Below are 21,163 nucleotides of genomic sequence, written 5' to 3'. Positions count from 1 at the left end.
ACAACAACTGTCGTCATTAACTGTTTGTATCTGCAGCGAGATCAAGTTGTAGTTGAAGCCACATCAAGGCGTCTCTGGACGCTCCACTTCGCAATACACGAGGCTGGAGTTCAGGAGGGACACGCGTAGGGTGGCCGCTGATTCGATACCATTGACCGTGTAAGCGATATGGGCATATCTAAAGGGAGGGCGTCCCCCTGCTCCTGGGCTCGGCAACTGGATCTCGCGTATTTTGGCGTAATCATCCAGCCTGAACTCCAGGTCGCCGGTCGGCGGCATGACCGCTGAATCCGTAATGCGAGTATTGGGAATGGCCGGCGCCCCCACTGCGTCGGTTTCGCGCCCTTCGAATACCAATGCCACCGTGGCACCCGATGGAATATTGGGGTCTCGCCGGATGCGGATTCGCAGATTGCGTGGCATATAGGGAGGCATGGGGCCATCAGGCACCGCCGGATGGTTGAGGCTCGGGCAATTGATCAAGGTCTCGATTCGTTCCGGCACCACCGAACCGTTTGCACCTCTGTATGCCGATTTGACAATTTGTGGGGCGGGCAAGTTGATGACGATAGCCGTTACATCAACTTTGGTCGTTGGCGTCTGTTTCATCACGTTGTCACTGCCGGGGTATTCGATGGTGATGTAGGCCTCACGGGCGTTGCCACCTGCCACCGTGCCGTTACCCTCAGTTCGAATCGTTTCCCAAGGTAATGTTGTTGTGACCGTCGTCGCCCCTACCAACACAGGAACTGGACCGCCAACCTGTTTGTCTTGGTAGTAGAACTTGACGATTTCACGGCCTGTGACGGGCCGATTGGTGTCAACCCAAACGGGCCAGTTCATGGCCGCGCCCAAACCTGCCTGATCCGGCCCCAGAGTGTTGGGAGCGGGGGGAGTGGTGCCTGCGCCTTGAACCACTACCGGAGCTATGTTGATGTTTTCCGGGTCCGGCAGATTGGGGTTTTCCGGTCCGGCATAGGAAAAGTCGAGGACCGCGAACTGCATGGGAGTCGAAACGGGATTGGGGGTAAGAGTTGCGCGTTCCAGTTCATACCAGTATTCGATCTCGGTTTCGTCGGTTTTATTTTCATCTCCGAAGAACGGAGCCAAGGTCGCGTAGTCCAGATCGAACGTCAATGTTGCAGTCGTGGGGGGAGTCGGGATGACCTGTTCGGGCAAAGCGGTTGGCCCGCTTTCGGTTGAATAGATATAGGGAATGATTCGATCACCACCAAGCGCGTGACGCGGAGGATCTATTTCCATAATCGCCCGGGTGCCGGGAGGCGCCACCGTCGAGAAAGTAATCGGCACGCCACCATCGGTGACCGGGATCCTTGGCACATCGAGAATCGGTGCCGGCGCCTTGACCCGATTGAAAAGAAAGGTGACTGGAGCGTGATTACTGATATTTCCCGGCAGGTCCGTAAGGTTGTAGGAATAATAATAGGTCCCGTCCTCCAACCCTTCCAAAAAAGTGCGGGGAATGTTGATGATCCCGGTAGCAGGCAAAGGGCCGCTAAACGCCGGCGTTTCTGCCTGCATCAAGTTGAAGGTCGTTGCTTTTGAAATGTAGAAAGTTACTTTATCGTCAAGTGCTTCGAACTTTGTATAGGCATTGGGGATAACGATGTTCAATCCGTTGGCATTGGCTGGGTCATTTAGCCAAGCGTCGTCAATGGTGGCGGAAACCGGGGTTATTGCTAGTGGGCGTGCCCCCTGTCCGTTCCCTGGACCTGGCTGCCGTTGGTAGGGCGCGGTCAAATCAACGAGGACGTCGGTAAATGGGCCGGAGGTGTCTATGTTACCGTCATCGTCTTCCAGAACAAACGCCATTTCGTACGCGGCGTAATCACCAGCGATATCGAATACATCGACCAGGCTATCGACCGGTACATCAAACTCTATCGGGAACGTCCAGACATCTCCTGCCTCATCAGCCCTTATTCTTTCTGCGACTATATAGGAGGGATCGTAAGGGTCGGGATCGGTGACTGCACCTTGTGGAAATAAATGAAGGGTTATCCTTGCCCCTCCTTTGACTTTATCGTCGATGTCCGCAAGCTCAACTTTGAGCCGTCGATCTGTCTTGAGCTGTTGATAGGTGAGCCGGCCATCCGCCAATTGACCGGCAATCACTGGAGATTCGGCAAATACACCACCACCTGACTTAACCTGTGTGTTCATGTTTGTAGACTCCATCGATGATTGATTCATTGAATTGCCAACTTCATGAAACGCTGAGGCGCCCTCGGTATCTGAACCCAACCCCGCCACGCTACCTGGGCCACAGGGACGCGCCTCGCCCGGGATGATTCGATCGATCTTTACCAACCCGGGTGGTGATTTTCCCAATGCGTTGCCGTTTCGATACAGCGTGTAACTGGCCAAAGCCGATGCATTGCGTTCCATCGGCTTTATGTACTGTTCATATTTATCGCTGCCCAATACGAAATCGAATCCCTGCGTGGACGTGGCCTCTTCCTGGGTCAATAACTTAGGCAAGCGCAGCGCTGTACCCGGGATCGGGCCTACACCATTGAGCGTGGTAAAACCCTCCCAATTCAGGACGCACTCATCATCCTTGGCGAACCGTCCTGGTTGAGCGGGAACATGAACGAATATGCTTTCCCATAACTTCGGCTGCGAAGAGCAATTGAGATAGCCCCATAACGTAGCGCTGGGAAAATCTGGTTCGGCCAGATTCACAGGAGTAGGCCGTTTGACAATGAACACTTGCGGGGAGGATGTATCCTCGTTTCCATCATCCCCCGTCGTCACCCGATAACGCAGGCGAATATCCCCCTCTATTTGAAGGTATTGCGGCGGCAATAGAACAAAATCCGGAAAGACCACCGGCACAGGAAAGAAGTTGCTGTAGAACCGTATTTCAATCGGGGAACCCGGCGGCACCACCCACACTTCCAGCAAGTCACTTTTACCGGTTGTCTGGGACGGAGCCTCCCACTCCGGAATGAATAGTTTCGCGCCCACGATGGAAGCTTCTGGCGGAAGCACGCTGTCTGCGCCGACCCCTTCAATACTCAAAGGTCTTGCCAGGACACCGATATTTCTTCCACTTTTACTTGACGAAGACATTCACAATTCTCCAAAGCCTGGATTGATCTGGCCTGGAGAAATTAGATGCGGATTTGCCGGTGACGCCTACTGTCAGATCTGACAGGTCTGACGGCCGTTCGTCGGACTGATCACCGTGGCCGCCTTTTGCCAGAGAAGACAATCAAGCTTGGGCTTGCTCCAGTGTTCCCGCCGCGCAACGGGTGATCCGATGGCAGGCCTCCTTGAGTTGTGGCTGGCCAACCACCAGGCCAATCCGTATATGCCCCGCCGCGCTCGCCCCGAACGCCTCGCCCGCCAGCACCGCCACACCAAAGCCGTCCAGCAGCCGCTCGGCAAATGCCTGGGCACCGAGGCCGGTCGGGCGTACGTCGACCATCACGAACATGCCGCCATCGGGCCGCACAGGCTTGAGACCGGGACAGCCATCAAGCATGGCGCACACCAGGTCCCGACGCTGGCGATACTCCTCGTGCATCTGCGCCACTTCAGGCAAGTCCTGCTCCAGTGCCACCTGGGCCGCCCGCTGGACGAAATCCGGCAGACCGAACAGCATGCACAACGACAGGTTGGCCAGATGTTCGGCGAGCGGTTCGGGACCGATCACCCAGCCGATGCGCCAACCGGTCATGGCGTGGGATTTGGACAGGCTGTTGATCGTCGCGGTGCGCTCGGCCATGCCCGGCAGGCTGGCCGGGCTGATGTGTTCGCCTTCGTACAGCAGGTCGCTGTAGACCTCATCGCTGATCAGCCACAGATCATGTTCGATGCACAACTGCGCCAATGCTTGCCAGGTGGACAGCGGCAGGCTGGCGCCGGATGGGTTGTTCGGGCTGTTGAGTAGCATCGCCCGGGTACGGGGAGTGATCAGCCGGGCGACGTCGGCCGGGTCAACCCGAAAAGCGTTTTCCGGGCGCACCGCCACCGGCAGCACTTTCGCTCCGCAGGCACCAAATACGGCTTCGTAGGTGACATACATCGGTTCGGCGATGATCACTTCATCACCGGGGTTGAGCAGACATTGCGCAACCGCATAGACCCCACACTGCGCCCCCGGCAACACGGTGACATGCTCGGCGCCTACCGGCTGGCCACAACGTTGGCGATGGCGCCGGGCAATGCTGGCACGCAGGGTGTGCAAGCCGCGCACGTCCGAATAATGCGTGTCTCCGGCGCGCAGGCTGGTCACAGCGGCGTCGATGATGGCGCGAGGGGTGTCGAAATCCGGGTCGCCCACCGATAACAGCAATACATCCATGCCCTGCTCACGCATGGCCAACGCCCGGTCGTGAATCTGCCACGCGGCGGCGCCGTCGCCGGTGATGCGGCGGGTCAAATCTGAAAAGCGCATGTACCACTCCTGTTTTGCGCGAAGTCCAGCCTCAACCCTATCTCAAATTCAACGCCGTGGGAGCAAAGCTTGCTCGCGATACGGGCGACTCGATTCCTGGGAGACCGCAACGCCTGTATCGCGGGCAAGCCTTGCTCCCACTGGTCTATCGGGCGGCCACTCGCCAAAGCCGGGCGATGTCCCGGGCTCGCTCAGTCAGCAGGCGTGGCGCGTCGCCACAGGCCTCCTGCAGGGTCATCGGCCCGCTGACCAGGGCAAAGGCTGCTTCGATGCCGTGCTCATACAGCGCCTGATAACCCTCCCCCAGCGTGCCGGCGATGACCACCACCGGTACGCCATGCTGGCGGGCGATGCGAGCCACGCCAAAGGGGGTCTTGCCACGCAAGGTCTGGGCGTCGAAACGGCCTTCGCCGGTGATCACCAGGTCAGCGCCGTTGATCGCCTCGGCCAGCCCGGTCAACTGGGCGACGACGTCCACGCCGGTGCGAAAGTGCGCGCCCAGAAACGCCTTGGCGGCGAACCCCAGCCCCCCGGCGGCGCCGCTGCCCGGTTCGTCGCGTACATCCTTGTTCAACGCCTGGGCACAGTGTTCAGCGAAATGCCCCAACGCCTGGTCCAGTTGCTGTACCTGCCCAGGGAATGCCCCTTTCTGCGGGCCGAAAATCGCTGAAGCGCCGTGAGGTCCGCACAACGGGTTATCGACATCGGCGGCAATCTCGAAACTGACCTGGGCCAAGCGCGGGTCCATCTTGCTCAAATCGATGCGGGCCAGGTCGGCCAAGGCCAGGCCTCCCGGTGGAAGCGGTCGGTTGTGTTCATCCAGCAGGGCCACGCCCAGGGCCTGCATCGCGCCGGCACCGCCGTCGTTGGTGGCGCTGCCGCCGATGGCCAGGATCACGCGCCCGGCGCCTTCGTCCAGGGCGGCGCAAATCAGCTCGCCGGTGCCATAGGTACTGCTGGAACAGGCATCACGTTGCCCAGGAGGTACCAGCTGCAAGCCGCTGGCCTCGGCCATTTCAATGATCGCGGTGCGGCTGTCGGGCAACCAGCCCCAACGCGCTTCGACGCTGCCCCCCAACGGACCTCTCACCCAACTGCACCGCCACTGCCCGTTGCAGGCCGCCAGCACCGACTCCACCGTGCCCTCCCCGCCGTCGGCCATCGGGCACTTGATCAACTGCGCATCCGGCCAGACCTGGGCCAGGCCTTGGGCGACAGCATCGGCCACGCCCTGGGCGCTCAGGCTGTCCTTGAACGAGTCGGGGGCGATGACTATTTTCATACTTATTCTCCGGTTCCAGTGCACGGCACGGCAGTTGAGCGCAATTGTTCAAGTTCACGCAATCGGGTTGCCATCAACCTCGTTGTCGAGGCTGATGGCCTCATCGCGAGCAGGCTCGCTCCCACAGGGATCCGGGCTAGCTGAAACCTGTGGCCCAGGCAGATCAGTGTGGGAGCGAGCCTGCTCGCGATAGCGGTCTGCCTGTCAAATCTCTATCGAGTGCGTGGGTTGTTGTCCGGAGTGTAAGGGGTCGAGCGTGGCCTGCGATCTTTTCGTTTGCCACGCCCGGTTGTTCTGGGGTTTGATTGGGCCTTTCCCATCGATAAAAGGACCTTGTCATGAGCTACCGCACGCTAGGCCATTCCGGGTTGCAAGTCTCGACATTGACTCTGGGCACCATGATGTTCGGCGAACAGACCAGCACCGAGGATTCGCTGCGGATCATCGACAAGGCCTGGGACCAGGGCATCAATTTCATCGACACCGCAGACGTCTACACCAACGGTCGTTCCGAAGAGATCGTCGGCGAGGCGATTGCCAGTCACCGTCATGAATGGGTGCTGGCCACCAAGGTCGGCTTCGGCCCACCAGATGGTGTCCCCAACCGCAGCGGTCTGAGTCGCAAGCACATTTTCAATGGCATCGAGGCCAGCCTGACGCGCCTGGGCACCGACTACCTGGACATCTATTACCTGCACCGCGAAGACCACAACACCCCACTTGAGGTCACGGTGTCGGCCATCGGTGACTTGATTCGTCAGGGCAAGATCCGCTACTGGGGCCTGTCGAACTACCGTGGCTGGCGTATCGCCGAGGTGATTCGAATCGCCGACCGCCTGGGCATCGACCGGCCGGTGATCAGCCAACCGCTGTACAACATCGTCAATCGCCAGGCCGAAACCGAGCAGATCACCGCCGCGCAGAACTATGGCCTCGGCGTGGTGCCTTTCAGCCCCCTCGCCCGCGGGGTGCTCAGTGGCAAGTACGCACCGGACGTGGCACCGGACGCCAACAGTCGCGCCGGTCGCCAGGACAAACGCATCCTGGAAACCGAATGGCGGGTCGAGTCCCTGCGCATCGCCCAACAGATCCAGCAATACACCCAGGAACGCGGCGTGGGCATTGTCGAGTTCGCCATTGCCTGGGTGCTGAACAACCGCGCCGTCACCTCGGCCATCGTCGGACCGCGCACCGAGGAACAATGGGATGGCTACACCAAGGCGCAGTCGGTGACGATCACAGCCGACGATGAAGCCTTCATCGATTCGCTGGTGACACCGGGGCATGCCTCGACGCCAGGCTTCAATGACGTGGGCCACTTCGTACCGGGGCGGGTGGCGCGTACGTCATAATTTCGTCGACTCCGACGAACACTGTGGGAGCATGGCTTGCCCGCGATGGCCGCGCTGCGGTTCAAGGCCTGAACCGCGTTATCGTTCATCGCGGGCAAGCCTTGCTCCCACAGGCCATGCGCCACAGATAAATTTTCCAGTCACAAGTCCGGGTGTCGATGATCGCCCTCATGAGAACCACTGTGTCCAAAGGCATTGTTCTATCGGTCTCGGCCTCTGTGCTGTTCGCCGTCATGTATTACTACACCTCCCTGCTCTCGCCGCTGACCGGCGTGGAAATCTTCGGTTGGCGCATGCTGCTGACGATGCCCTGCATGACGGTGTTCATGCTGGTGGCAAAGGAGTGGAACCTGGTAACGGCGCTCGGTCGGCGCCTGATCGCCGCGCCGCGCCTGTTGATCGGTGCCATGGCGTCTTCGGCGTTGATGGGCGCGCAGCTGTGGCTGTTCATGTGGGCACCCCTCAACGGCTACAGCCTGGACGTGTCGCTGGGGTATTTTTTGTTGCCGCTGTCGATGGTTCTGACCGGGCGCCTCGTCTATGGCGAGCGCCTGTCCTACCTGCAGAAAATCGCCGTGTTCTTCGCCACCCTCGGCGTGGTCAACGAGTTGTACCAGGTGGGTGGGTTTTCCTGGGCAACACTGTTGGTGGTGGTGGGTTATCCGATCTACTTCATCCTGCGCAAACGCCTGGGGACTGACAACCTGGGCGGGTTGTGGCTGGACATGACCCTGATGCTGCCGCTGGCGCTCTGGTTCGTACAAAGCGGGGAGCAGGGTTTCGCTGTTTTCGACCAGTACCCTTGGCTGTCGCTGCTGATCCCGTTGCTCGGGGTGATCAGTGCTTCGGCGCTGGTGGCCTACATCGTTGCCAGCCGGTTGCTGCCGTTCAGCCTGTTCGGGCTGTTGAGCTATGTCGAACCGGTGTTGCTGCTGGGCGTTGCCCTGCTGCTGGGAGAAAGCATCCAGGCCAGTGAATGGCTGACCTACATTCCCATCTGGCTGGCCGTCGCAGTGCTGGTGTTCGAAGGATTCAAGCATCTGATGCGCCAGCGACGCCGGACCTGAAACTTACACGGACCTTGTGGGAGCGAGCCTGCTCGCGATATCGGCGGCACATTCAACATTGATGTATCTGAAAGGTCGCGATCGCGAGCAGGCTCGCTCCCACATTGGGATCTGCTGGCCAATAAAAAACCCGTACGGCAGTTACGCCGCACGGGTTGTCTGTTGCCTCAGCTCTTACTCAGTAGCCAACACACCACGCCGCACCTGGTCACGCTCGATGGACTCGAACAACGCCTTGAAGTTGCCTTCGCCGAAGCCATCGTCGCCCTTGCGCTGGATGAATTCGAAGAACACCGGCCCCATCAGGGTTTCCGAGAAAATCTGCAACAGCAGACGCTTGTCGCCCTGTTCGGAAGCGCCGTCCAGCAAAATGCCCCGCGCTTGCAGTTCATCCACCGGCTCGCCGTGGTTCGGCAGGCGACCTTCGAGCATTTCGTAGTAGGTGTCCGGCGGCGCGGTCATGAAGCGCATGCCGATGCTTTTAAGCTGGTCCCAGGTTTTGATCAGGTCATCGGTCAGGAAGGCCACGTGCTGGATGCCTTCACCGTTGAACTGCATCAGAAACTCTTCGATCTGCCCGGCGCCCTTGGACGATTCCTCGTTCAGCGGGATGCGGATCATGCCATCCGGGGCGGTCATGGCCTTGGAGGTTAGGCCGGTGTATTCGCCCTTGATGTCGAAGTAACGGATCTCGCGGAAGTTGAACAGCTTCTCGTAGAAGCCGGCCCAGTAGGCCATGCGCCCGCGATACACGTTGTGGGTCAGGTGGTCGATGATTTTCAGGCCCGCGCCCACCGGGTTGCGGTCAACGCCTTCGAGGAACACGAAGTCGATGTCGTAGATGGAGCTGCCTTCACCAAAACGGTCGATCAGGTACAGCGGCGCGCCGCCGATGCCTTTGATTGCCGGCAGGTTCAGCTCCATCGGACCGGTTTCGATGTGAATCGGCTGGGCGCCGAGTTCCAGGGCGCGCTTGTAGGCCTGTTGCGAATCCTTGACCCGGAATGCCATGCCGCACACCGACGGCCCATGTTCGGCGGCGAAGTACGAGGCCACGCTGTGGGGCTCGTTGTTGAGGATCAGGTTGATCGCGCCCTGGCGATATAGATGCACGTCCTTGGAGCGGTGGCTGGCCACTTTGGTGAAGCCCATGATCTCGAAGATCGGCTCCAGGGTATTGGGTGTGGGGGATGCGAATTCGATGAATTCAAAGCCCATCAGGCCCATCGGGTTTTCGTATAGATCTGCCATGTTGGCGCCTCATCATGCTTATCAATTAACGGAGCGTTAGTTGCCGGCCATGCTGAGGGCACGCGGTGGCGCGCAGGAAATGCCGCGAACGGTGCGGGCGAGGAAATCGCCGTAGATCAGTTGAAACCCGAATATCTTCATTGTCGACCCAAGGCTCTTGCGGGCGAGGCTTCTGCTGCCAGAAGACGTTTATTCTTATATGCGTAACTCGATTCTACACAGCGTAACCATGTTTGTCCGCCTTCGGTATCAAATCGTCTTTTGCGGCGACCGCGCAAGGGGTTTGTTGCACAGGAAAATCCCCGTCAGGATCAGCCCCGCACCTACACCCATCAAGACGGTGAGCCGTTCGTCCAACAGCAGCGCCCCGAACAGCACAGCGGTCAACGGGTTGAGTGCGATGAACACGCCGGAACGGGTCGCGCCAATCCGACGGATGCCGTCGTACCAGGCAATATAAGCCAGCGCCGACCCCAGCACGCCCAAGTACAGCAGGCTCAGCCATTGCCCAATGTCCAGCCCGCACAATGCTTCAACGCGAACTTCGCCTGCGGCCGCGCAAGCTAGCCACAACATCAAGGTGCCCAGCAGAATCGACCAAGTCACGGTTTGCAAAGGCCCGAGGCTTTCATTCAGGTTTTTGGAAAACAAGGAATAGACGCCCCAGCCCAGCACGCAGCCAAAAATCAGCAGATCGCCCAGCCAGCCCTGCCCTGCACTCTGTAGCAAGGACGGATCGCGACTGACGATCACCAGCCCCGCCCCGCCGATACACAGCACGATGCCCGCAACTTTCGCCCGGCTCAGCCGTTCCTTGAACAGCCACCAGGACGCCAGCCCTATCACCGCCGGATTCAAGGCCACGATCAACGAGGCCCGCGACGCATTGATGTACTGCAAGCCATAGAAGAAACACAGGTTGTAGAAAAAGATCCCGAAGAACCCCAGCGCCGCCAATTGCAGCCCTTGTTTCAGGTTGGGCCTGGCCAGCGGGACCCCGGCCAGACCGAGAAACAGCAACAGCGCGAGACTGGCCAACAGAAACCGCAGGCTGGCGGCGAGCAGCGGGGTCAGGGCATCGGAAAGGATCCTGCCGGCAACGAAGGTGCCGCCCCAGATCATGGTGACCATGGCCAGTTTCAGGTAGACCAGCAGGTCCGAAGGGGTTGGAACGGATTGTTCGAGGGTTTTCATGGTTTCACCACATTGAAATAAAACGACTACCCGTGGCGAGGGAGCTTGCTCCCGCTGGGCTGCGAAGCGGCCCTTTTCTATGAGCGCTTCGCACTCAAGCGGGAGCAAGCTCCCTCGCCACAGGAAAGTGCGCTTGAGATACTCTATTATTCGCCTCATGCTTGATCATCGTAAAATGAGCATTCACTCATGACCCTCACCCAACTTGAGATCTTCTCCCAGGTCGCCGAGCTACGCGGTTTCACCGCCGCGGCGACGCGGTTGGGCATCAGCCAGTCAGCGGTGTCCCACGCCATCAAATCCCTGGAGCAGGAGTTGGGCGTGGAGCTGTTCAGACGTCATCAGACCCTCATCGAGCCCAGCGACATTGGCCGGCAGTTGCTGCTGCGCGCCCGGGCCATGCTCGGGCTGGCCAACACCTTGCGCCAGGAAGCCGCCGATGCACGGGGCATGCGCCGAGGCACCCTGCGCATCGGCTCGTTCGGTCCGACTTCGTCGATGAAGTTGTTGCCCGCCATCCTGCGACGTTACCGGGCTCTGCATCCGGGGATCGAAGTGCACATCGACGAAGGGCCGGACCGGCAAGTCATCCAGTGGCTGGATGAACGGCGGATCGACGTCGGTTTCGTGGTGCTGCCCGAAGACCGTTTCGACACGTTCGCGCTGATGCAAGACCAGATGGTCGCCGTGCTGCCCACCGCCCATCCCCTCGCCGCCCAAGCCAGCCTGAGTCTCAAGGACCTGTGCAACGACCCGTTCGTGCTTACCGAGGCCGGTTCTTCTGAACTGGTTTCGCGCCTGTTCAACGCAGGCCGGCTCACACCGAACGTGCGCTATCGTTGTTCGCAGCTGCTCAGCACCCTGGATGTCGTCAGCCGCGGCGAGGCCGTGACCCTGGTGTCCGAAGGTTCACTGCCGGGCGGCGACAACCCACGGTTCGTCACGCGGCCATTGTCGCCACAGGTTCCGCGTCAGATAGGCCTGGCGGTACTGGACAGCCGACAGGCCTCGCCCGCCACCCTGGCGTTTATCGAGCTGGCAAGGCAGTCAGTCTGATCACCGGCAACCGGATACACTATCGAAGCTGTTCCTCAAGCCCTCACAGGTTATGCAGATGCCATTGACCGCCACTCGTTTGCGCAAGCGGCCCCGTCGCAACCTGATCACGCTGCTCTGCGGCGTGCTGCCGATACTGTCAGGGCTGGGCATTCTGTACATGCAGGCGGAACGGACACTGGAGCAACAGAGCCGACAGACCAGCGAAGAGTTGATCGGGCAGATCGAACTGATGCTCGACAACACCGCCCTTGCGGCGCGCGAACTGCTGCCTCTGGCCGGCCAGCCCTGCGAAGCGGTGAAACTGGCCTTGCGCGAACAGGTGACGCGTCGCCCATTCGTCCGTTCGACCAACCTGGTGTGGGACAACATCCTCTATTGCAGTTCGCTGTTTGGCGCCTTCGAGGAAACGCTTGATCCGAACGCCTACCATCAGGGTACGTTGTGGCTCATGAACGGCAACCCGATCACCCCCGACACCGCGCTGCTGATCCACCGGCTCAATGAAGGGCGGCAAGGGGCATTGGCAACGCTGGACGGTTATCACCTGGCCAATGTCTTGCGTCTGATCGGCGGCGAAACCCGGTTGTTGCTGCAAGTCGGGCCAAACTGGCTGACCGCGGACGGGAAGGTCCGAGCAGCGCCCCTGCCCGCGCTGCCGGTCGCCCGCAGCAACCTGACCTCATCGCGCTATGCCTTCAATGTTGAAGCCGGCTTCGATGAGGGGGAAATCTGGCGCTACATGGCCCGTGAGTATCCGCCGCTGTTCAGCCTGCTGATCTTCTTCGGTGTCATCGCCGGAACGCTCGGCCATTGGCTGCAAAAACGCGCCTCATCCCCCAGCCATGAGCTGCAACGCGCGCTTGAAGCCGGGGAATTCGTGCCGTATCTGCAACCGGTCGTGCAGGGCGACAGCAAACGTTGGGCTGGGGTCGAAGTGCTGATGCGCTGGAACCATCCCAAGGAAGGCCTGGTGCGGCCGGACCTGTTCATTCCCTTTGCTGAACACAGCGGTTTGATCGTGCCGATGACCCGGGCATTGATGCAGCAAACGGTGCGCTTGCTATCGCCCTTGGTCCCGCAACTGGAAAGTCCCTTTCACGTCGGCATCAACATCACCGCTCGCCATTGTCAGAGTCTGGAACTGGTGCAAGATTGCCGCGAGTTCCTGGAGGCCTTCCCACCAGGGGTCATTACCTTGGTGCTGGAGCTGACCGAGCGCGAGCTGATTGAACCGACACCCACCACTCACCAGCTGTTCCAGCACCTGCGTGAACTGGGGGTGAAGATCGCAATCGACGACTTCGGCACCGGTCATTCCAGCCTGGGCTACTTGCGCCAGTTCAACGTGGACTTCCTGAAAATCGACCAGAGCTTTGTTGCCATGATTGGCGTCGATGCCCTGTCGCGGCACATCCTTGACAGCATCATCGAACTGTCGGGCAAGCTGGACTTGGGTATCGTTGCCGAGGGGGTCGAAACCGTTGAACAAAGCAACTATCTGGCCGCTCACGGGGTGAACTTTTTGCAGGGTTATCTATTTGGTCGCCCGATGAGTGGCGCGGATTTCATTGCGGCGGTGTCCGTCATTGAAAGCCCTGGTGCTACGTCCCTCCACGGACAACCACAGTCGGACTGATAAAATTCGCATCCCTTGTTACATAACGAAAAAGTTACGATTTACACCCGTGGGTTTCACTACTACAATTTTTTTACCTGTGGCTAATAGCAGGAGCGTCATTATCACCGAGTCGCTTCAAGGCACTTGGCTTATAGCTTTGTTTGCGGTTGGTATCAGCCAAATATTCTGATTGGAGTAACGATATTGTCCAGACTCGCTGAATTTCGTAAAGCAGAACAGGACCTTCAAGAGCGGCTCAAGCAGCTGGAAAAGCTGAAGAATGATGCCGGGCTCAAGAAAGAAATCGAATTCGAAGAGAAGCTCCAGGGACTGATGAAAACCTACGGCAAGAGCCTGCGCGACGTCATCGCGATTCTCGACCCGAACCCGGCCAAGGGGGGCCTGCCATCGACCAAGCCTGTCAAAACCCGCCGTGCGCGAGTGGTCAAGGTGTACCAGAACCCGCACACAGGTGAACTGATCGAAACCAAAGGCGGCAACCATCGAGGCCTGAAAGCCTGGAAAGAACAGTACGGTGCAAAAACCGTTGACGCCTGGTTGCGCAGCTGAGAAAGCTGGCCGAATGAAAAAAACCCTGAGCCTGCTCAGGGTTTTTTATGGGGCAGGATTTCTGGATTAAGTAGTTCTAATACCGAGGGCTTTATAGTTTCAGGCTATTTCGTACCGACTGTATTTCATCCTGGTTTTCTACAAACTCCTGAGCCTGCCCCGCATAGGACAGCACATTAGCCCTGCCCTCCTTTAGTGCAGCGACGAGTGTCTGAGATAACACGTGCCGACCGTTTTGCGTGATCGTGCAAGTGGTCTCCAGTGCGGCAACGTCGCCCAACATCGAAGAATGAATCTTATTACAGACACTTTGATAACCGCTCTGATAAAAGTCCTTTTGAATTGATTTGCGCATTTCCAGTAACACGCCTTGCAAGTTGACTTGATGACCCGGCTCGATGGGTGTCGTGGTCAGTTCCATGACCATCACCGCCGTGCCCGCTGAATCACTCTTTGTCGCCCGTTGCCGGGTCGTTCCCGGCGCTGCCGACGAGGTGCCAGCATCAGAGGGCAATGGTTCGATGACCCAGCCTGGGGGCCAGGCGACCTGCGGTTCGGCGGCCTGGACAGCGACATTTGCCATCGCGGCCAGCAGCAGGACAAACAGCGAAAGGAACGGTCGAATCATTGCATTGCACTCAAGGACGATTCGTAAAGTCTGAAGCCCGCCGCCCAGGCAAGCAATAGCCAGAGGCGTTTGGCGATGCCGCGCCCCTTGCGTATCATGGGTGCACCTGCAAGGAAGCCGTTTAGCGCAAGCCCAGGACCGTCGCAGCAAAGTTGCGATGCCGTTTGCCCCACTTATTTTCCGGAGGGCCCATGAGCCTGCACGAACTCAACACTTTCCCTGGCGTCACCGCCCAACCCGATACCGCCACGGCCAAATTCGTCTTCAACCACACCATGCTGCGGGTCAAGGACATCACCAAGTCCCTGGATTTCTACACCCGGGTGTTGGGTTTTTCCCTGGTGGAAAAACGCGATTTCCCGGAAGCCGAATTCAGCCTGTACTTCCTCGCCTTGGTGGACAAGAGCCAGATTCCGGCCGACGCTGCACAGCGCACCGAATGGATGAAATCCATCCCCGGCATCCTGGAGCTGACCCACAACCACGGCACCGAAAGCGACCCGGCGTTCGCCTACCACAACGGCAACACTGACCCACGCGGGTTCGGCCACATCTGCATCTCGGTCCCGGACATCGTGGCCGCTTGCGAGCGCTTCGAAGCGTTGGGCTGCGACTTCCAGAAGCGCCTGAACGACGGTCGCATGAAAAGCCTGGCATTCATCAAGGACCCGGATGGCTACTGGGTTGAAATCATCCAGCCTGCGCCGCTGTAAGCGCCATCGTAGGGTGTGTGGGCAATAAAAATCCCACAGCCCCCTGTGGGAGCGAGCCTGCTCGCGATAGCGGCAGCGCATTCAACATTGATGTACCAGACAGTCTGCTATCGCGAGCAGGCTCGCTCCCACACGGTAATGCGTGATCCAAAAAACAAAACCCCATGAGCACTGGGCCCATGGGGTTTTGTTTTTTTCGCTATCGGCTGTTTATGCCGGCGCGGAGGTACGGATCAGATGGTCAAAGGCGCTCAACGAAGCCTTGGCCCCCTCGCCTACGGCGATCACGATCTGCTTGTACGGAACAGTCGTCACGTCACCGGCGGCGAACACACCCGGGATCGAGGTTTCACCGCGGGCATCGACAATGATCTCGCCGCGTGGCGACAGCTCGACGGTGCCTTTGAGCCAATCGGTGTTAGGCAACAGACCGATCTGCACGAAGATCCCTTCCAGCGCCACGTCCCGTACTTCACCGCTTGGGCGGTCTTTGTAGCGCAAGCCATTGACCTTCTGGCCATCGCCCGTCACTTCGGTGGTCTGGGCGTTGGTGATCACGGTCACGTTCGGCAGGCTGTGCAGTTTGCGCTGCAATACCGCGTCGGCACGCAATTGCACGTCGAACTCCAACAAAGTGACGTGGGCCACGATACCGGCCAGATCAATGGCCGCTTCCACGCCGGAGTTACCGCCGCCGATCACCGCCACGCGTTTGCCTTTGAACAGCGGGCCGTCGCAGTGCGGGCAGTACGCCACGCCCTTGTTGCGGTATTGCTGCTCGCCCGGCACGTTCATTTCACGCCAGCGCGCACCGGTCGCCAGAATCACGGTCTTGGCCTTGAGGCTCGCACCACTGGCGAATTTGATTTCGTGCAGCGCGCCATCCTTGCCTGGTACCAATGCATCGGCGCGTTGCAGGTTCATGATGTCCACGTCGTACTGCTTGACGTGCTCTTCCAGGGCGACGGCCAATTTCGGCCCTTCGGTTTCCTGCACCGAGATGAAGTTCTCGATGGCCATGGTGTCGAGCACCTGACCGCCGAAGCGCTCAGCCGCGACACCGGTGCGGATGCCCTTGCGGGCCGCATAGATAGCCGCCGAAGCGCCGGCTGGGCCACCGCCCACCACCAGCACATCAAAAGCTTCCTTGGCGCTGATCTTCTCAGCCTGGCGCTCGATACCACTGGTGTCGATCTTGGCGAGGATTTCTTCCAGGCCCATGCGGCCCTGGCCAAAGTTCACGCCATTGAGATAAACACTCGGCACGGCCATGATCTGGCGTTCGTCGACCTCGGCCTGGAACAGCGCGCCGTCGATGGCGACGTGGCGGATGTTCGGGTTCAGCACCGCCATCAGGTTCAGGGCCTGGACCACGTCCGGGCAGTTCTGGCAGGACAGCGAGAAATAGGTCTCGAAGTTGAACTCGCCTTCAAGGGAGCGAATCTGTTCGATGACTTCGACACTGGCCTTGGAAGGATGACCGCCGACTTGCAGCAAGGCCAACACCAGCGAAGTGAATTCGTGGCCCATGGGGATACCGGCAAAACGCAGGCTGATATCGGCTCCTGGGCGATTCAACGAAAACGAAGGCTTGCGCGCATCGGTGCCGTTGTCGAGCAAGGTAATCTGGTCACACAGACTGGCAACGTCTTTGAGTAACGCGAGCATTTCCTGGGATTTCGCACCGTCGTCGAGGGAGGCGACGATCTCGATCGGCTGGGTGACCCGTTCCAGGTATGACTTCAACTGAGCTTTAAGATTGGCGTCCAACATACGGGCGATTTCCATTTTTTGAATTTCAGAAAAAACAACGCCCGAGCGAATCTCGCCCGGGCGTTTTTTGGGGCGAAGCGGCTTGCTTGATTAAGAGCGGATCGCCCTCGGATGACTCACAGACTTAGATCTTGCCGACCAGGTCCAGGGACGGAGCCAGAGTGGCCTCGCCTTCTTTCCACTTGGCTGGGCAGACTTCGCCCGGGTGAGCAGCAACGTACTGAGCAGCCTTGACCTTGCGCAGCAGCTCGGAAGCGTCACGGCCTACACCACCGTCGTTGATTTCAACGATCTTGATCTGACCTTCAGGGTTGATCACGAAAGTACCGCGGTCAGCCAGGCCAACTTCTTCGATCAGCACGTCGAAGTTGCGGGAGATGACGTGGGTCGGGTCACCGATCATGGTGTACTGGATCTTGCCAATGGCTGGCGAGGTGTTGTGCCAGGCAGCGTGAGCAAAGTGAGTGTCGGTGGAGACGCTGTAGATTTCGACACCCAGCTTCTTGAATTCAGCGTAGTTGTCGGCCAGGTCTTCCAGCTCGGTTGGGCAAACGAAGGTGAAGTCGGCCGGGTAGAAGAACACCACGGACCACTTGCCTTTCAGATCGGCATCCGAAACCTGGACGAATTCGCCGTTTTTGAAAGCGGTAGCGTTGAACGGTTTAACTTGGCTGTTGATGATAGGCATTGATGACTCTCCGTCAGGGGTTGAAAAGTTGATGACGTGAATCTTAACCACTCATCCCCCGGCAGGCTCATTGGCAAACCTGATGTGAATGATTGGTTTTGGCTATCAGCCGCTTAATAGATAGAAGAAAACCTAATATGGCGAGCGGGCTCGCTCGCCATAGGTGGGTCCCAAGGATCAGGACGCTACGGGAGTTCGCATCGTGACGAATTCCTCGGCGGCAGTCGGGTGTACGCCGATGGTCTCGTCGAAATCACGCTTGGTAGCGCCAGCCTTGAGCGCGATGGCAAGCCCCTGGACGATTTCCCCGGCATCCGGCCCGACCATGTGGCAGCCCAGCACTTTGTCCGTTTGGGCATCCACTACCAGCTTCATCAGCGTGCGCTCCTGGCAGTCGGTGAGGGTCAGTTTCATCGGGCGGAAGCGGCTTTCGAACACCTGGACTTCCTTCCCCTCCTCCCTGGCTTGCTCTTCAGTCAGGCCGACCGTGCCGATATTCGGCAGGCTGAACACAGCCGTGGGGATCATCCGGTAATCCACCAGACGATACTGCTCGGGCTTGAACAGCCGCCGCGCCACCGCCATGCCTTCAGCCAGGGCGACGGGGGTGAGTTGTACCCGACCGATCACATCACCAATGGCCAGGATCGACGGTTCAGCGGTCTCGTACTTTTCGTTGACCTTGACGAAGCCCTTCTCGTCCAGCGTGACACCGGTGTGTTCAAGGCCCAGATTGTCGAGCATCGGCCGCCGGCCGGTGGCGTAGAACACGCAATCGGTGGCCAGTATGCGACCATCCTTGAGCTCTACCTCCAGGCTGCCATCGGCCAGTTTTTCGATGCTTTTGATGTCCGCGTTGAATTGCAGATCCAGGCCGCGACGGCTCAGCTCTTCGGCCAGATGCTTGCGTACCGCGCCATCAAAGCCGCGCAGGAACAGCTCACCGCGATACAGCAACGAGGTCTGCGCGCCCATGCCATGGAAGATTCCGGCGAACTCCACGGCAATGTAGCCACCGCCCACCACGATGACGCGCTTGGGCAGTTCCTTGAGGAAAAACGCCTCGTTGGAGCTGATCGCGTGCTCACGGCCCGGAATGTCCGGTATCACCGGCCAGCCACCTGTGGCGATCATGATGTGTTCGGCGGTGTAGCGCTGGCCGTTGATCTCGACCTCATGGGGTCCGGTGAGCCTGGCGTGGCCCTCGTGCAACACCACGCCGCTGTTGACCAGCAGGTTGCGGTATATCCCGTTGAGGCGATTGATTTCCCGATCCTTGTTGGCGATCAGCGTGGCCCAGTCGAAACTCGCTTCTCCCGTCGTCCAGCCATAGGCCGACGCTTGCTCGAGGTCCTCGGCATAATGCGCACCGTAGACCAGCAGTTTCTTCGGCACACACCCCACGTTCACGCAGGTACCGCCCAGGTAGCGGCTCTCCGCCACGGCCACCTTGGCCCCGAAACCGGCCGCGAACCGCGCAGCCCGCACACCGCCGGAACCGGCGCCAATCACATACAAGTCAAAATCGTAGGCCATTTTCTCTCTCCTTCGGCAGGCCATCAGCATACCTGCTGTTTTCACGCGAGGCAGCGTTGCGATGGTTATGGGGGCGGGAAATGAAAAAGCCAGGCGAAATGGGTAACACCGATCAGTCGGGCCAAAACCTGTGGGAGCGAGCCTGCTCGCGATAGCGGCGGGTCAGCTTGTGGTGATGCTGGATGTGCCGGCGCCATCGCGAGCAAGCCCGCTCCCACAGGGATTTTGTTGGAGTGAGAGCATTATCCAGACAAAAAAACGCCCCGAACCAGTCGGGGCGTTTTTCAAGGTGCGGCGCAGGCGATCAGTACGCCTTACCCGTCTTGTAGAAGTTCTCGAAGCAGAAGTTGGTCGCGTCGATGTAGCCTTCGGCGCCACCGCAGTCGAAACGCTTGCCTTTGAATTTGTAGGCCATGACGCAGCCGTTCTGGGCCTGCTTCATCAGGGCGTCGGTGATCTGGATTTCACCGCCCTTGCCTGGCTCGGTCTGTTCGATCAGGTCGAAGATGTCCGGGGTCAGGATGTAGCGACCGATGATCGCCAGGTTCGACGGTGCATCTTCAGGCTTTGGTTTTTCAACCATGCTGTGGACGCGGTAGATGTCGTCGCGGATCATTTCGCCGGCGATTACGCCGTACTTGTTGGTTTCCTGCGGATCGACTTCCTGGATCGCCACGATGGAGCAGCGGAACTGCTTGTACAGCTTGACCATCTGGGTCAACACGCCGTCGCCTTCGAGGTTGACGCACAGGTCGTCCGCCAGGACCACGGCGAAAGGTTCGTCACCAATCAGTGGGCGACCGGTCAGGATCGCGTGGCCCAGGCCTTTCATTTCGGTCTGGCGGGTGTAGGAGAACGAACATTCGTCCAGCAGTTTGCGGATGCCGACCAGGTACTTCTCTTTGTCGGTGCCCTTGATCTGGTTTTCCAGCTCGTAGCTGATGTCGAAATGGTCTTCCAGGGCGCGCTTGCCGCGGCCAGTGACGATGGAGATTTCCGTCAAGCCCGCAGCAAGGGCTTCTTCGACGCCGTACTGGATCAGTGGCTTGTTCACCACCGGCAGCATTTCTTTGGGCATGGCTTTAGTCGCTGGCAGGAAGCGAGTACCGTAACCGGCTGCTGGGAACAAGCATTTCTTGATCATATAAGTCCTTGAAAAGGCGGTGTGTACGAGTTTCGGCGCAGTCTAATCAGGCCGCAGGCACCTTACAATGCCCAAGCTGGCCAACCGATGCCATCATAGAGAAATAAAAAATGGCGGATAGTTCAATCATCTTTCATTGCGAGGGCCAAGCGGTCTCACTGTACGCTCATGGGCGCTGTTTGCGAGCATTTGACGTATCATGGCGCTCTTGATCCCGCCAATGAGGCAGTTAGATGTCGGCAACAAAAAACGCAAACGGTTATTCGGTCAGCCAGGACAAAGACGGTCAGTGGTGGATCATCAACTACCACGGTGAACAGGTCGCCGGCCCCTTGCCCAGCAAAGCGATGGCGGTGGAAGTGGCCGCCGTGTTTCAGGACGAGCGCGCTGCCCCGGCAACCAAAGAGCGTGAAACGGCTCCAGCGCGCAGCCCCCGTCGTAAAAAGTAACGAGACAAGCCTCAAGTAAATGTCGCCTGGACATGGAACGGGGCTTTGTTTATCTGTACCGAAATGGCCATTCGCTATAACCTCGCGCCAGCCCCTTCCTTCTCGATGACGATTCCATGAAAAAATTTCTGGCGCTGTTTGCAGTCCTGGCCCTGGCAGGCTGTGCCACAGCCGAAAAAACCTACCTGAACACCGGCGAACAAGGCCTGACCATCGATTGCTCGGGCGAAGCGAACTCCTGGGCCACCTGTTATGAAAAGGCTGACGCCTCCTGCGCCGGCACCGGCTACCGCATCGTCGGTACCGATGGCACGCCGCAAGCCAAGGAAAGCGACAAGACCCTGGGTGTGGATGTCGGCAACTTCACCAGCCGCAGCGTCCTGGTGGTGTGTAAATAAACCCGTGGTCTGACT

The 21,163-nt window shown here is 59.0% G+C and carries 18 protein-coding genes; 8 read left to right on the top strand and 10 right to left on the bottom strand.

The window, feature by feature from the left end; translation table 11 throughout:
- Positions 1-63: 63 nt before the first annotated feature.
- From AC3I65_RS10155 to AC3I65_RS10145, 3 genes are all read right to left on the bottom strand, one after another.
- Entirely contained in the window at positions 64-3,096 is a 3,033-nt protein-coding gene (locus AC3I65_RS10155; protein ID WP_488523683.1) for a hypothetical protein, read from the bottom strand.
- Between the two features lie 142 nt (positions 3,097-3,238).
- Positions 3,239-4,426 carry a pyridoxal phosphate-dependent aminotransferase gene (locus tag AC3I65_RS10150; protein WP_305468177.1) on the bottom strand — a complete coding sequence of 396 codons (1,188 nt, stop codon included), beginning with the start codon at positions 4,424-4,426 and terminating at the stop codon, positions 3,239-3,241.
- 145 nt (positions 4,427-4,571) lie between these two features.
- Complete coding sequence (locus AC3I65_RS10145) at positions 4,572-5,708, bottom strand: glycerate kinase (protein ID WP_488523682.1); 1,137 nt, start codon at positions 5,706-5,708, stop codon at positions 4,572-4,574.
- A gap of 338 nt (positions 5,709-6,046) precedes the next feature.
- On the opposite strand from AC3I65_RS10145, the gene AC3I65_RS10140 reads away from it, so the two are divergent.
- Both AC3I65_RS10140 and rarD read left to right on the top strand, forming a co-directional pair.
- Positions 6,047-7,060 (top strand): aldo/keto reductase, encoded by a 1,014-nt coding sequence (locus AC3I65_RS10140; RefSeq protein ID WP_439125683.1) that lies wholly within the window; start codon positions 6,047-6,049, stop codon positions 7,058-7,060.
- 182 nt (positions 7,061-7,242) lie between these two features.
- Positions 7,243-8,127, top strand: a complete 885-nt coding sequence (gene rarD, locus AC3I65_RS10135; RefSeq protein WP_160892877.1) for an EamA family transporter RarD — start codon at positions 7,243-7,245, stop codon at positions 8,125-8,127.
- 174 nt (positions 8,128-8,301) lie between these two features.
- Here rarD and hppD read toward each other — a convergent pair whose 3' ends face one another.
- A complete protein-coding gene (gene hppD / locus AC3I65_RS10130; protein ID WP_047227629.1) occupies positions 8,302-9,378 on the bottom strand; it encodes a 4-hydroxyphenylpyruvate dioxygenase in 1,077 nt (358 codons plus the stop codon).
- 249 nt (positions 9,379-9,627) lie between these two features.
- Complete coding sequence (locus AC3I65_RS10125) at positions 9,628-10,572, bottom strand: DMT family transporter (protein WP_488523681.1); 945 nt, start codon at positions 10,570-10,572, stop codon at positions 9,628-9,630.
- 189 nt (positions 10,573-10,761) lie between these two features.
- Between AC3I65_RS10125 and AC3I65_RS10120 the strand changes: the two genes are divergently transcribed.
- The 3 genes from AC3I65_RS10120 to AC3I65_RS10110 all read left to right on the top strand — a co-directional run bounded on the left by AC3I65_RS10120 (position 10,762) and on the right by AC3I65_RS10110 (position 13,819).
- Entirely contained in the window at positions 10,762-11,628 is an 867-nt protein-coding gene (locus tag AC3I65_RS10120; protein WP_488523680.1) for a LysR family transcriptional regulator, read from the top strand.
- Positions 11,629-11,686: 58 nt separating this feature from the next.
- Positions 11,687-13,267 (top strand): EAL domain-containing protein, encoded by a 1,581-nt coding sequence (locus AC3I65_RS10115; protein ID WP_488523679.1) that lies wholly within the window; start codon positions 11,687-11,689, stop codon positions 13,265-13,267.
- Between the two features lie 186 nt (positions 13,268-13,453).
- Entirely contained in the window at positions 13,454-13,819 is a 366-nt protein-coding gene (locus tag AC3I65_RS10110) for a histone-like nucleoid-structuring protein, MvaT/MvaU family (RefSeq protein ID WP_047227632.1), read from the top strand.
- A 91-nt stretch (positions 13,820-13,910) separates the two neighbouring features.
- On the opposite strand, the gene AC3I65_RS10105 is transcribed toward AC3I65_RS10110, so the two are convergent.
- On the bottom strand, positions 13,911-14,447 hold the full coding sequence (locus tag AC3I65_RS10105) for a DUF4946 domain-containing protein (RefSeq protein ID WP_047227633.1): 537 nt from the start codon (positions 14,445-14,447) through the stop codon (positions 13,911-13,913).
- A 191-nt stretch (positions 14,448-14,638) separates the two neighbouring features.
- Here AC3I65_RS10105 and gloA point away from each other — a divergent pair, with 191 nt between their 5' ends.
- Positions 14,639-15,160, top strand: a complete 522-nt coding sequence (gene gloA, locus AC3I65_RS10100) for a lactoylglutathione lyase (protein WP_047227634.1) — start codon at positions 14,639-14,641, stop codon at positions 15,158-15,160.
- A gap of 210 nt (positions 15,161-15,370) precedes the next feature.
- On the opposite strand, the gene ahpF is transcribed toward gloA, so the two are convergent.
- From ahpF to galU, 4 genes are all read right to left on the bottom strand, one after another.
- On the bottom strand, positions 15,371-16,933 hold the full coding sequence (gene ahpF / locus AC3I65_RS10095; protein ID WP_047227635.1) for an alkyl hydroperoxide reductase subunit F: 1,563 nt from the start codon (positions 16,931-16,933) through the stop codon (positions 15,371-15,373).
- 124 nt (positions 16,934-17,057) lie between these two features.
- Positions 17,058-17,621, bottom strand: coding sequence for an alkyl hydroperoxide reductase subunit C (gene ahpC, locus AC3I65_RS10090; RefSeq protein ID WP_047227636.1), 564 nt, complete (start codon positions 17,619-17,621; stop codon positions 17,058-17,060).
- Positions 17,622-17,798: 177 nt separating this feature from the next.
- Entirely contained in the window at positions 17,799-19,157 is a 1,359-nt protein-coding gene (gene gorA / locus AC3I65_RS10085; RefSeq protein ID WP_274091195.1) for a glutathione-disulfide reductase, read from the bottom strand.
- A gap of 304 nt (positions 19,158-19,461) precedes the next feature.
- Positions 19,462-20,301 carry a UTP--glucose-1-phosphate uridylyltransferase GalU gene (gene galU, locus AC3I65_RS10080; protein WP_047227638.1) on the bottom strand — a complete coding sequence of 280 codons (840 nt, stop codon included), beginning with the start codon at positions 20,299-20,301 and terminating at the stop codon, positions 19,462-19,464.
- 233 nt (positions 20,302-20,534) lie between these two features.
- On the opposite strand from galU, the gene AC3I65_RS10075 reads away from it, so the two are divergent.
- Both AC3I65_RS10075 and AC3I65_RS10070 read left to right on the top strand, forming a co-directional pair.
- Positions 20,535-20,750 carry a hypothetical protein gene (locus AC3I65_RS10075; RefSeq protein WP_047227639.1) on the top strand — a complete coding sequence of 72 codons (216 nt, stop codon included), beginning with the start codon at positions 20,535-20,537 and terminating at the stop codon, positions 20,748-20,750.
- 116 nt (positions 20,751-20,866) lie between these two features.
- Positions 20,867-21,148, top strand: coding sequence for a hypothetical protein (locus AC3I65_RS10070; RefSeq protein ID WP_047227640.1), 282 nt, complete (start codon positions 20,867-20,869; stop codon positions 21,146-21,148).
- Positions 21,149-21,163 lie beyond the last annotated feature (15 nt).

Source organism: Pseudomonas sp. N-1-13 (assembly GCF_057787095.1).
This window is presented reverse-complemented; position numbering and strand designations above follow the sequence as displayed.

Bases quoted from the DNA above. Each gene is read 5' to 3' on its own strand.
- AC3I65_RS10155 (WP_488523683.1), bottom strand. From the start codon at position 3,096: ATGTCTTCGTCAAGTAAAAGTGGAAGAAATATCGGTGTCCTGGCAAGA.
- AC3I65_RS10150 (WP_305468177.1), bottom strand. From the start codon at position 4,426: ATGCGCTTTTCAGATTTGACCCGCCGCATCACCGGCGACGGCGCCGCC.
- AC3I65_RS10145 (WP_488523682.1), bottom strand. From the start codon at position 5,708: ATGAAAATAGTCATCGCCCCCGACTCGTTCAAGGACAGCCTGAGCGCC.
- AC3I65_RS10140 (WP_439125683.1), top strand. From the start codon at position 6,047: ATGAGCTACCGCACGCTAGGCCATTCCGGGTTGCAAGTCTCGACATTG.
- hppD (WP_047227629.1), bottom strand. From the start codon at position 9,378: ATGGCAGATCTATACGAAAACCCGATGGGCCTGATGGGCTTTGAATTC.
- AC3I65_RS10125 (WP_488523681.1), bottom strand. From the start codon at position 10,572: ATGAAAACCCTCGAACAATCCGTTCCAACCCCTTCGGACCTGCTGGTC.
- AC3I65_RS10120 (WP_488523680.1), top strand. From the start codon at position 10,762: ATGACCCTCACCCAACTTGAGATCTTCTCCCAGGTCGCCGAGCTACGC.
- AC3I65_RS10115 (WP_488523679.1), top strand. From the start codon at position 11,687: ATGCCATTGACCGCCACTCGTTTGCGCAAGCGGCCCCGTCGCAACCTG.
- AC3I65_RS10105 (WP_047227633.1), bottom strand. From the start codon at position 14,447: ATGATTCGACCGTTCCTTTCGCTGTTTGTCCTGCTGCTGGCCGCGATG.
- gloA (WP_047227634.1), top strand. From the start codon at position 14,639: ATGAGCCTGCACGAACTCAACACTTTCCCTGGCGTCACCGCCCAACCC.
- ahpF (WP_047227635.1), bottom strand. From the start codon at position 16,933: ATGTTGGACGCCAATCTTAAAGCTCAGTTGAAGTCATACCTGGAACGG.
- ahpC (WP_047227636.1), bottom strand. From the start codon at position 17,621: ATGCCTATCATCAACAGCCAAGTTAAACCGTTCAACGCTACCGCTTTC.
- gorA (WP_274091195.1), bottom strand. From the start codon at position 19,157: ATGGCCTACGATTTTGACTTGTATGTGATTGGCGCCGGTTCCGGCGGT.
- galU (WP_047227638.1), bottom strand. From the start codon at position 20,301: ATGATCAAGAAATGCTTGTTCCCAGCAGCCGGTTACGGTACTCGCTTC.
- AC3I65_RS10075 (WP_047227639.1), top strand. From the start codon at position 20,535: ATGTCGGCAACAAAAAACGCAAACGGTTATTCGGTCAGCCAGGACAAA.
- AC3I65_RS10070 (WP_047227640.1), top strand. From the start codon at position 20,867: ATGAAAAAATTTCTGGCGCTGTTTGCAGTCCTGGCCCTGGCAGGCTGT.